General features: G+C 34.9%; 6 protein-coding genes. All 6 read right to left on the bottom strand.

Annotated features, from left to right (window positions below; translation table 11 throughout):
* Positions 1 to 117: 117 nt before the first annotated feature.
* Positions 118 to 6,264 carry an MBG domain-containing protein gene (locus tag IEV57_RS18780; protein ID WP_188444580.1) on the bottom strand — a complete coding sequence of 2,049 codons (6,147 nt, stop codon included), beginning with the start codon at positions 6,262 to 6,264 and terminating at the stop codon, positions 118 to 120.
* 388 nt (positions 6,265 to 6,652) lie between these two features.
* Complete coding sequence (locus IEV57_RS18775; RefSeq protein WP_188444579.1) at positions 6,653 to 8,470, bottom strand: LuxR C-terminal-related transcriptional regulator; 1,818 nt, start codon at positions 8,468 to 8,470, stop codon at positions 6,653 to 6,655.
* 293 nt (positions 8,471 to 8,763) lie between these two features.
* Positions 8,764 to 9,336 (bottom strand): hypothetical protein, encoded by a 573-nt coding sequence (locus tag IEV57_RS18770; RefSeq protein WP_188444578.1) that lies wholly within the window; start codon positions 9,334 to 9,336, stop codon positions 8,764 to 8,766.
* Positions 9,337 to 9,761: 425 nt separating this feature from the next.
* Positions 9,762 to 10,160 carry a helix-turn-helix domain-containing protein gene (locus tag IEV57_RS18765; RefSeq protein WP_188444577.1) on the bottom strand — a complete coding sequence of 133 codons (399 nt, stop codon included), beginning with the start codon at positions 10,158 to 10,160 and terminating at the stop codon, positions 9,762 to 9,764.
* A gap of 13 nt (positions 10,161 to 10,173) precedes the next feature.
* Positions 10,174 to 10,548 carry a helix-turn-helix domain-containing protein gene (locus tag IEV57_RS18760; protein WP_188444576.1) on the bottom strand — a complete coding sequence of 125 codons (375 nt, stop codon included), beginning with the start codon at positions 10,546 to 10,548 and terminating at the stop codon, positions 10,174 to 10,176.
* A 549-nt stretch (positions 10,549 to 11,097) separates the two neighbouring features.
* Positions 11,098 to 11,311 (bottom strand): OmpA family protein (locus tag IEV57_RS18755; protein ID WP_188444575.1); only part of this gene is annotated, 214 nt, incomplete at its 5' end.

Here is an 11,311-nt window from a genome sequence, read left to right as displayed (position 1 = left end):
ATGATTGTTTTTTTCATGACTTTATATTTAAGGGGAAAGGTCAAAGGTCAAAAGAGAAAGGGGGGACTAGTCACAAAAACTCGTCCTTTCGCCTTTTTCCTAGTCCCTTTTACCTTTTTACTTTCTTAACAGATTCAACATTCCTTTTCTTACTTCTCCTGTCTCTCTCACTTCTATCGTCCAGTAATACGTTCCAATTGGTAACTCTTTGCCATTCAAAGTACCATCCCATCGGATATCAGGATTCTCTGTGTAGAACATTCTTTCTCCTCCTCTGTCGAATATTTGAATCCTTACTCCTGAGTAGTATCTTAATTCTGGAACTCCCCAAGTATCATTCTTACCATCTCCTTCTGGAGTGAAAGTATTGAACACTTCAATGCTAGTAACTGATTTTCTCGTTCTGATTATTTCGAAGACCTTATCTAATGTATTGAAGTCCCTGTCAGTGACCCTCACTACAACCTTGAATTTCGTTCTTCCTACTGCAGGATCTTCACTGCTCCAGTAGAGCACATCGTTGATCACTTTGAAGTATCTATTATCTTCTAAATCATATGGCACACCAAGTACGTGTATATTGTCTATAGGATCAACCACACTCAATGCACCGATTGCTACTTCCTGACTGGTTCTCGCTCCCTCGAAGGTGTTGTTGGACAATAAGATGTCTTCTGGTGCAGGTTTTGGTAGGACAGTAACTTTGATACCGGCTTTCAAATCATCTTGATTTTTGATCCAAGCAGTCTCTGTCACTTCACCCTCCAAGTCATAAGTCCCTCTTCTAAACCTGTTCAATGTTGATTCATTCCAAGTCACATCAAGGAAATATGGTCTCCCATTTGTTGCCATCAATGCGACTCTAGCTGGAAGATTAGGAACAGACCCCCAATTCATTTCTAAGGTTCCTATTTCAAAGATTTCTTTGATCACTGTTGGAATGATTTCTAATTCAGCTGCTAAATATGCAATCTGATAATTATTGCCTCCAGTCAATGTTCCCAACGTAATGGCGTATTTACCTACTTCTTCCCCTGCATTCCTAGATAACTTTCCACTCAATTGATCAGATCCTACTAAACCATTTACTACGTACGTAAACTCTGGATCTTCTAGGTTATAAACCTTGGATTGATTATCCGCCGTGATCGTTAAAGTAGCTTTCGTTACTTCCAATTCACCAGCGACTAAAGTGATTGCATAGTTAGCATCTTCTCCACCCGTCAAGGTGATCGGATAAGTACCTACTCCTGAACTTGCTGTTGCCGTCGTGCTAATACTTGGCTCCGTGGCTACTTTCGAATCACCATTTACCAAACCTTTATAGCTGAAAGTTAAGATTGGATTCGATGAACCATAAATTTTAGACTTGTCTCCAGCAGTAATTGTCAATGCTGCTTTCGTTACTTCCAATTCACCAGCGACCAAAGTGATTGCATAGTTAGCATCTTCTCCACCCGTCAAGGTGATCGGATAAGTACCTACTCCTGAACTTGCTGTTGCCGTCGTGCTGATAATTGGCTCCGTGGCTATTTTCGAATCACCATTCACCAAACCTTTATAGTTGAAAGTCAGGATTGGATTCGATGAACCATAAATTTTAGACTTGTTGGATGCTAAGATTTGCAGTGATGCTTGGTTTATCTCTAAAGTTCTTTCAACTGATTCAGCTGCAAAAGTAAATTCATCACCAGCTTGAGTCGCTTTGATAGTAGTAGAACCTGCTTTTAAGATTGTCGCTTGATTACCAGAAATACTAACTACAGAAGGGTCAATAGCAGTGTATGTAACGGTCAAACCTCTTTCTGTAATAGAATCCCCTAATACAAACAAAGGATCTCCATAAGTTTTAGTATTAATTTCTGGAAAAGTAATCGTCTGTTCCAATTTGTTGATGGTTGTGAACGACCAAGTCCCATAACTTGCCTCAAAACCTTCTAAATCATTATCTGACATATCACTGACAAAACCTGAAGTAATACCTATTGTGACAGCTGTATTGATTGGAAGTGAAACATCCAATTCAACAGAAAGCGTCTTATTGTCATCCGAAAGAACTAATGCTGTACGATCTTCAGTTAGTGATAGGTCATAAGTTCTTAGTACAGCATTTCCATCATTCACCGTCAGAGTACCTGTATCACCCAGTACAACCTCTTCATCAAATGTGATAGTTAGGGTAGGTTGAAGTGCTACATCTGTGGTATTATTGGCCGGTAGAAGAGTCAAAATCTGAGGCGCAATATCATCCGTGACGGTGATAGTAAAGCTCTGTTCTGTGAACCCAAATTCGTTTGATGCTCTTAATACCACAGGGTGCTCTCCAACATCATCTTTGGCCGGTGTCCCCATCAATACATTCAAAGGTTCAGCTTTAAATCTATATAAAAGGTTGTTGGTATGTATGGGATAAATCAGGTCACCATTTGGTGTAATCGACATACTAAAAACTTCATCATCTTCTCTTTGAGAAATGATCCGAAAGTAACTGAAATCAGAAGTATATTTCCTAACCCCTCCACCATACATAGACAGATAAAAGTCATTATTTTCATCAGCTAAGATCGATGTGACATTTGCAGGTAAATCAGATAAAACCCTACGCAAAGTAATACCATCAAATTTCAAAATACTCTTATTCGAAAAAGTCGCAATATATAAGTTTCCTGAATTATCAACAGTCATACCCCATGGACCTCTTTCAGGAATGCCATTTTCAATAGACAAGAGTAGCTCAACTTTTCTTGTTTTTTCATTGATCTTGAAAATCTGGCCATTAAAATTATTTGAAGCATAAAAATATCCATTCTTATAAAAAAGAGAACTTACTCCATTTTGTATAGAAGCAAAAACTTCCTCTTGAGCGTTCGGGTTATTTAGAGGTACACGTGTAATCGATTGAATATTATTAAGGTACCTTGCAATATAAATATATCCGTTAGCGATAACTAAAGAATAAACAAATCCAGGAGTAGCTACAAACATTCCTGATTTCCAAGAAGATACATTTCCGTTTGGCTGAATTTTAAAAATCTCTTCTCCATTAGATTGGATTGCATAGATGTTGCCCTCACTGTCCTCTACAGCAGCAGTTAACCTTACAATTCTTTGTGGAACACTTACTTGTGCAAATTCCCGAGCCAAGGTGTCTCTTTTTTGTTCAAAAGATAGCCATGCAGGCAAAGTAGGTATTGCAAGAGTTGGCTGTCCACCAACCTCTGAGGTAGTTGAAATTGTATAATTATATGGTTGGCCGTATGGAATTTTAATTGATGGTGCTGATGTGATTGTTGAAAGAAAAATAGTAGTGAATGACCAAGTTTCGGAACTTGCTTCAAAACCCGCAAAAGTATTATCTGACATATCACTTACAAAACCTGGTGTAATACCAATCGTGATGACTGTCTTGATTGGAAGTTCTACATCCAATTCAACTGAAAGTGTCTTACTGTCTTCAGAAAGAATTAATTCTGTCCGGTCTTCAGTCAGTGATAGGTCATAAGTTCTTAGCACCTTACTACCATTATTCACCGTCAGAGTACCTGTATCACCCAGTACAACCTCTTCATCAAATGTGATGGTTAGGGTAGGTTGAAGTGATACATCTATAACATTATTGGATGGTAGAAGAGTCGAAATCTGAGGCGCAATATCATCCGTGACGGTGATAGTAAAGCTCTGTTCTGTGAACCCAAATTCGTTTGATGCTCTCAATACCACAGGGTGCTCTCCAACATCATCCTTTGTAGGTGTACCCATAATCGAAACATCATTTTTAAGCCGATCTATTATAGATGTATTATATTTTACATAAATCAAATCCCCACTAGGTGTAACAGACATATCACGGACATCGAAGGATTGTCCTAGTGAAATTTCTGGAGAAATTATTTGATAAGAGCTGAAATCAGAGGTGTATTTTCTAATTCCTTCACCTGGTATTGCCAAGTAAAAATCATTATTTTTATCCGTTACAATGGACGTAACAGCACGAGGTAAAGATAAAACCGTAGTTAGGTTGGTGCCATCATATTTCAAAATGCTATTATTCATAAAGGTCGAGATATATAGACTTCCTGAATTATCAAAAGTCAAGCCCCATAGACCTGCTGTGGAAATTCCATCTACAGCAGACAAGAGTACCTCTACTTCTTTTGTTGTTTCATTTATCTTCAATATTTGTCTTTCCGCACGGTTCGAAGCGTAAATAAATCCATCTTTATAGGCAAGAGAAATTACACCATTAGGAGTCGAGGCAAAAACTTCCTCCGGTGCACTTGGATCATTAAGAGGAACACGAGTAATCGATTGAATACTATTCCCGTTTCTTGAGATGTAAATATATCCGTTAGCAATTTGTATGGAACCTACCAAGAAATCAGTCCGCAACATTCCCGATTTCCAGGAGGAGGGTGTTAGATCAGGCAGCCATTTATAAATCTGTTCACCGTTTGGCACAATGGCATAGATATTACCCTCAGTGTCCCCCGCGACAGATATAAACCTCGCACTGGCTAAACTTACAAATGGTTTAGCAGTAGATTCCCTTACGATGTCCAACCAAGCTGGCAAAGTGGTGGACGCAAGGCGCGTAGTCAGATTATTTTCGGTAGTTGCCAAAATAGTATAATTATAGGGCTCACCGTATGGGATTGTAATTGCTGGTGTGGATGTAAATGAAGGTGAACCGGGAACAATCATGTTATCAGTTACAATAACAGGACTAACTCCTTGACTATTAATCGCTCTGAGTGATATATTGTAGGCGGTTCCGTTAGTTAATCCTGTGATTGTCGCAGGTGATGACGTTATGGCTGGATCGAAAGATATCCAAGTCTGTCCCTCATCTAAGCTGTATTCGTAATTGGTAATCGGGCTGCCTCCATCTGATCCTGCCACAAAACTGATCTCTACTGCACCATCCTGTGGTGTTGTTACCATATTGGAAAGTTGGGAAGGCGTAGTCGCAGGAGTTACATTTATAGCAGCTATTGCAGGACTAGTTCCTAATCCATTTACTGATCTGAGCGATATCTCATAAGCTGTCCCATTTATTAAATTCGGAATCGTAACTGGTGAAGTAGTAATCTCAGGACTGAAAGGAATCCAAGTCTCTCCTCCATCAAGGCTATATTCGTAATTGCTAATCGGATTACCACCGTCAAATCCTGCTGTAAAACTAATTTCTACAGCACCATCTTTAGGTGTAGCTATCACGTTTGATAACATATCGGGTGCCGATGGTTCAAAAGCTAGTACTGCCCAATATCCAGTTGTAGGAGGATTAGGGAAAGTAATGTTTAATACATTTTCATTTATTACAAATGGAGACCATAAAATCTGATTAGCAAAATATGCTTCGCTCGCACTTGACTGCCAAAATGATGTTAGTTTTGAACTAGAGGGTGGATTAGGTGAAAAGCCCTGTAATCCTCCTCTATTGTATCCATTAATCTGACTTAAGAAAATATATGTATCTATTGCTCCTAAGAAAATCGTATTTGATTCAATATTATCTAATGGAACATTAATTAAAATATCTCCTAAAGTAATTTTAACTTTTTCTCCATTTGGAAAAACTACCCTGGAATTTGGCGTGATCCAATCAACAAAATCATCAGGTAAAACATTTAAGAATGTGAATGTTAAGGTTTGGTCAGTAAACGAATTACCAGCATAACTACCACTTATATTATTCCATGTCATGGTATAAGTAAAGGCTTGAGAACCAGGAGTAGCAGAAACACGCTCACTTGGCACACCTTCACCAGTTGCATTTAGAGCTCTTATTTGAATGTCATAAGCAGTACCATTGTCCAATCCCGTAATCGTCAGAGGTGAACCAATCACAGCAGGACTAAAATCAAGCCAAGTCTGACCTCCATCTAGAGTGTATTGGTAATTCAAAATAGGACTGTCACCTTCGTTACCTTCTGTAAAGTTAATCTGTAAAGCTCCATCCTGTGGAGAAACCCATAAGCCTGTTGGAGCTTCTGGCAGACTATTCTCTAATCTAACCTGATCCAATAATTCTCGTAAATCTGAAATTGTTTCTACTTCTGCTCCTTCACTGATCCAGTCTTTCAATTTATCGGATTCAGATTCTGTTATATCTGTCAAGCCTATGGATAAAACAAGCCCACTTTCAGTTCCAGGGATAAATCCTTGTCCCCAGTTAAAATCTAAGGCACCTGGAACCGACTGACCATGACTAAAAAAAGTAGCAAGTAAAATAATTAGAATTGTTAAGTGAAGGTTTTTCATATGGTGTTATTTAATACCTATTTAGTTTATATAAAATTTGTAAAGACAATTAAGTCAGCTATTTTAAGATATAAGAGACTTCTTCATGTATGGTATAAAAGTGAATCATAGAGATAGCTTTCTTCTTAAACCTCAAAACACTTTGCTAATGGTATTTCCCGGTATTCTTAGCTATTAATTTCAATTGAATATGAAATAATCATAACTAATCAAACTAATAGCATTAACAAAACTGAAAAAAATATTAATTGACGCATAAAATTGGAATACGTAAAAAATACTTAGTAAAGAAGTTATGTAAATAATTTGCAATAATTAAGAAACGAAATGAAACTTAAGTGAAGAATTATTTAAAAAAAGTCTATCAAAAACTTAAACCTGGTAAATATTAATTAGAATCTACAAACCCCATTAAAAAAGAAACTAAGTTATCCTGCGACTCAAGTGTCATCTTTCTTCTGATATTTGCCCTAGTGGTTTCAATTGTTCTTACACTTCTATTCAACAATTCCGCAATATCTTTGGTAGACATATTTAATCTTAAATACGCACAAAGATTCAATTCAGCAGGACTAAGATCAGGGAATTTATTTAAAAGGCGATTAAAGAATTCTGTGTTTTGGGAACTAATTTGAGTATCAAGATTATTTTTAATGCTTTCAAAAGGTTTTTTATTCAAGATCTCATCTATCTTCTTGAATTTATGATGGTCTTGCGCATCGGTATTCATAATAGATGAAATCTTTATAGTGGCTTCATCCAATTGAGCTTTTATATCCAAAAATTGTCCAGCTAAGCCTTTGAATTCTCGATCTTTATTTTGAAGCAGCGTTTTCATATGACTTCGTTGGAGAGCTTCTTTTTGCAACTCCTTTTCTGCCAGTTTGCGTTTATTATTCCAAAGTATCAAAATAATCAAGAGAACAAAAAGACCCAAAGCCATCAAAGCAATGACATATTGCTGATAAAGCTTTTGATTAGAAAGGATAATGATAGCATTCTCTTTCTTCTCCATCTCATACATATCCCTCAATTCATTCGCTTCTATCTTGACTTTTTCATTGATGATGCTATCATTTAAGGCATGATATCTAGTTTGAAAATCAAGTGCTTTTGCATATTCCCCTCTATCTCTTTCCAACCAAAAAAGCCGTTGGAGTACAGCTCCCTCTTCTTTTTTCGTTTTTAGAACTCGGGACAATTCCAATGCCCTATTGAGTTGTACTTCCGATTCGATATATCTTTTCTTTATCCGATAAAGGTTACCTAAATTAATGGCAGAGGCCATTAACCCATAATGAATTTGATTCTCTTCACATAAACGTTCACATTCCAAAAATAGCTGCTCAGCAATCTCATACTCCCCCATTTTCTCATGGATATTAGCTCTATTGGTCATATTTTGAGCTAAAAGAAAAGTAGATTTTACCTTTTTTAAATTGTCATAAGACAACTCATAATAGTAGACTGCTTTTTCAAGATCATTTTGATTTTTAAAAAACACCCCCAGATTATTATAATTGATAGCCAAATGATATGGTATTTCTAAGAGGCTATTGATTTCTTGAGCCTTAAGCAGGTACTCTAACTGCAAATCAATCAGTTGCAATTTTTCATAATTAATTGCTAGATTATTATAAGCAATAGCCAGTTTAGCTTGATTATTTTGACTTTCAAGGATTTTAGCAGCCTCTATAATGACCTCTATAGATTTAACATAATTAGCAGCACGCTGATATTTCATTCCCTCAACTAAAAGAAATTGAGGATAAAATGGTGACTGTTCGTCTATGAAGTCAGAGACAATATTTTGATAATATTTTACAGAATCTGTATTGCCCGAAAAATAAAAAGAGGTTGCCAACTGTAAGTAAATGGAAATTAAGTTTGATGATTTATCGTCTTTGACAAAACTTTTGGCTTTATTTAAGCTCCAAGACATAGAATCAAATTTCCCCCTAGCATAGTAATATTCAGACAACAAAGAATAGAAATCGACAGCTGAACTTGCATCTTTTATCCCTTGCCCTCGGATCAAATTAGCTTCTTTCACAAACTCTTCTGGATCTTCTTGAAGCAATTTTGATAAATAATCAAGTTTTGGCTTTAAATCCCCTTGATATAAAGCACTTTGTCCGAGAACTACGCTAGAACTTCCAACTATACAAAAATAAATAATTAAAAAGATTTTGATTAACTTCATCATCGTGTTTTGACTAATATACATCTAAAAATATAACACCCTGATAGTAATATATTGAATTCATAAATGATAAGTTTTAATAAGTAAATAAAATGACTAAATGAAGCGTTCTCAATAAGGTTAAACATCCAGATTCGGGACAATTTAAAATCATATGCCCTCTATACTTACTGCACAAACAGCTCTTTCAGAGTAAGTGTTTTAACATTAAATCATAAATCCTTATTGTTCAGATTTTCTGGGTTTCGTTTCTTAGTTGGCCGCTTTAGTTTAGTTAAAAATGCAAAATTAAATTATTATAACTCATTTTGCTTCTTTTCATACTCTTCTAATTTGATGTTTGCATTAAGAAGCTCTCTTTTAAGCTGTCTCTCTCGATCAATCCATAATCCCTTAGACTTTTGATAATTTAATTCTGAGTTTTGACTTTGTTCAAGATAATTGTTCAACCTAGAATTCAAATGTAATAGATAACCTAAGCCAACTATAACCAGTAATCCAAGAAATACACAAAGAACCCAGGGTAGCTGTTTTGATGTCAAGTCTTTATGAACGCGAAGAGGTTCACTAAGACTAGAATTTTTAAATTTCAACAGGGAATCAGCTTGTTGTCTCATGATTTTTGAAAGACTATCTTGTCTATTAATAATTTTGCTCTGTTCAGCTTTAAAATCTTCTTTAAATTCGGACCATAGTTTTTTTTCAAAAACGAAATAATTTTCACTGCTATTAGCAGGCTTAAGATTATTTTCAAAGTCATTTAACACCTTTGATGCTTGAAATGATAGGACATCTCCAAAAATTATAAATGAAAATAGTAAAACTGAAAAGAGTTTTAAATTAAGATTTTTTAAAACTTTATGGATCATCGTTTTTTTTAAACAGTCAAAATATAGCCTATTTAATTTCTTAAGAATATCCTTATTTCCAAAAATGTAAAATGAAATCAAAAAATGTAAACTAAAAACGTTTATTTTTTAATGAAATGATGCTAGAGTCATTGCACGATAAATCATTAAGTTTTTTTTATCAGAAACACTGTTTATAGTATGCATTCATAATTGTCCGATTCTTTACGAGTAGCATCAATTCTGAGAGTTAAAGGATGTTTCGAATTAAATTCTATTAGTAATTGATATCCATAAAAATCGGAGTCAAGCCAAAAAAGACTTTTTATTTTTTACGGTCAAAGTTCCGCATATCCCTTCTAAAAATTAATACAACAATAAATTGAAACCTTTAGATAAATAACGGTCTATATACGAATAATACATAATATTAGAAACTAGATGGACTACTCTTCAAGAGCCGTAAAAACAAGCTTAGCTGATTTTGGTAGTCTTTCCATTTTTTCATAGAATTCAGAAAGATTTATTCCTGTTTTAGATTTGAAAGCATGAAAAAAGGTAACTCTAGACTTAAAACCTGAGAGTTCCATACACTGAAGAACAGTTAGCCTATAGTTTATCCCATTCAAATGAGACAGAAGTTTATCAATCCTTACACCATTTATATATGATCTAAAACTTACTCCATAGTGTATCTTAATAATATCAGAAACAATTCGAGTATTCAATTCTAATAAATAAGCAACTTTTGTCAAACTTAAGTCTGGATCTAAATATAAGTTTCTAAAATCCATTGCTATATTTAACTTCAAAATTACAGATTCAATGTCAATATTTTTTATCATGTCTTCTTTGAGCTTATCGATTGTGAGAATTAAAACTTTGGATCTTATTTTCTTTTTTTAAAATTTGAATATAGTCACGTATTGTCATTCCTGTTTTCCGTTTAAAGCACCTTTCAAAGGGAGATCTAGATTTAAAACCAGAAATTTCATAGTAGTAACTGATCCGATTAAAAGTGATAGAATTATCTAATAATTTAATTAAATCTTGAATCCTTAATTCATTTATAAAAGCTTTTACAGTCATATCAGCTTCATCTTTTATAAACAAGGACAATTCGTTTTCTCGAACACCAAGCTTATCTGCTAAAATCCAAACATCCAAATCTGGATTTTTGTATAAATTGGCTTCAAGAATTTTTGCTTTGATTATATCTAAAGTGAGATCCATGTTTTTTAAACAAGCATTAATGAAATATTTGATTATTGTATTTTAAATTAATTAGTATAAGTATCTGCTTTTACCCAAATAGCAGCTTAATATAAGCCAAATACTATATTTGGAGTGATTTTGACTTCGCCTAGGTGCACAAGTTGCTAGCCATCGAAACTTGTTCTCCTAGTTGGAAATTTTCCAAAAGATTATTTTTAAGAAAATCACATTCTAGTGCTAATAGGGATAATTGTATATTTAACATTAAGTACAGCATAGCATTTCGGAGTAGAGATTATTCTAAAAAAATACTGAATATTTAACGATGAATGTTTGGTATTCAAGTCTATTACTCGATTAGAGTACATAGTTTTCATTTTTGCTTCTTTAACTTAAAGGCTCGCTTCACCAATTCTATTTTTAAAGAATGGTGAGGGCTGTTAGAATAAAACGAAAGGTAGGGGGCTAGTGATCTTATAGCCCCCATTAGACTATAGCAGTCTTTATGCTTTTCGAATATTCTACAAGGCAACTAAAACAAGCTTTGAGAACTAATCTTCCTTGCTTTTATTTCTCTAATAATTCTAAGAAATTCAACTTTCCTACCTTCCATACAGCAGGAAGCTTATCTACATCTGACCTATCTACCTTCAACTTCAATACAGATCTTCTGTTCAGCTGATGCTGCTCCTCAGTACAGTCAACCCCATCAGGACAAGATGTGACCAATTTGGTCTCACTGTACCAGCTTAAGCCCATTCTATCACTTGATATCCCTTTA

Source organism: Belliella aquatica (assembly GCF_014637795.1).
GTDB classification, from domain to species: domain Bacteria; phylum Bacteroidota; class Bacteroidia; order Cytophagales; family Cyclobacteriaceae; genus Belliella; species Belliella aquatica.
The sequence above is the reverse complement of the archived record's forward strand: the minus strand, read 5'-3'. Positions and strand labels throughout refer to the sequence as shown.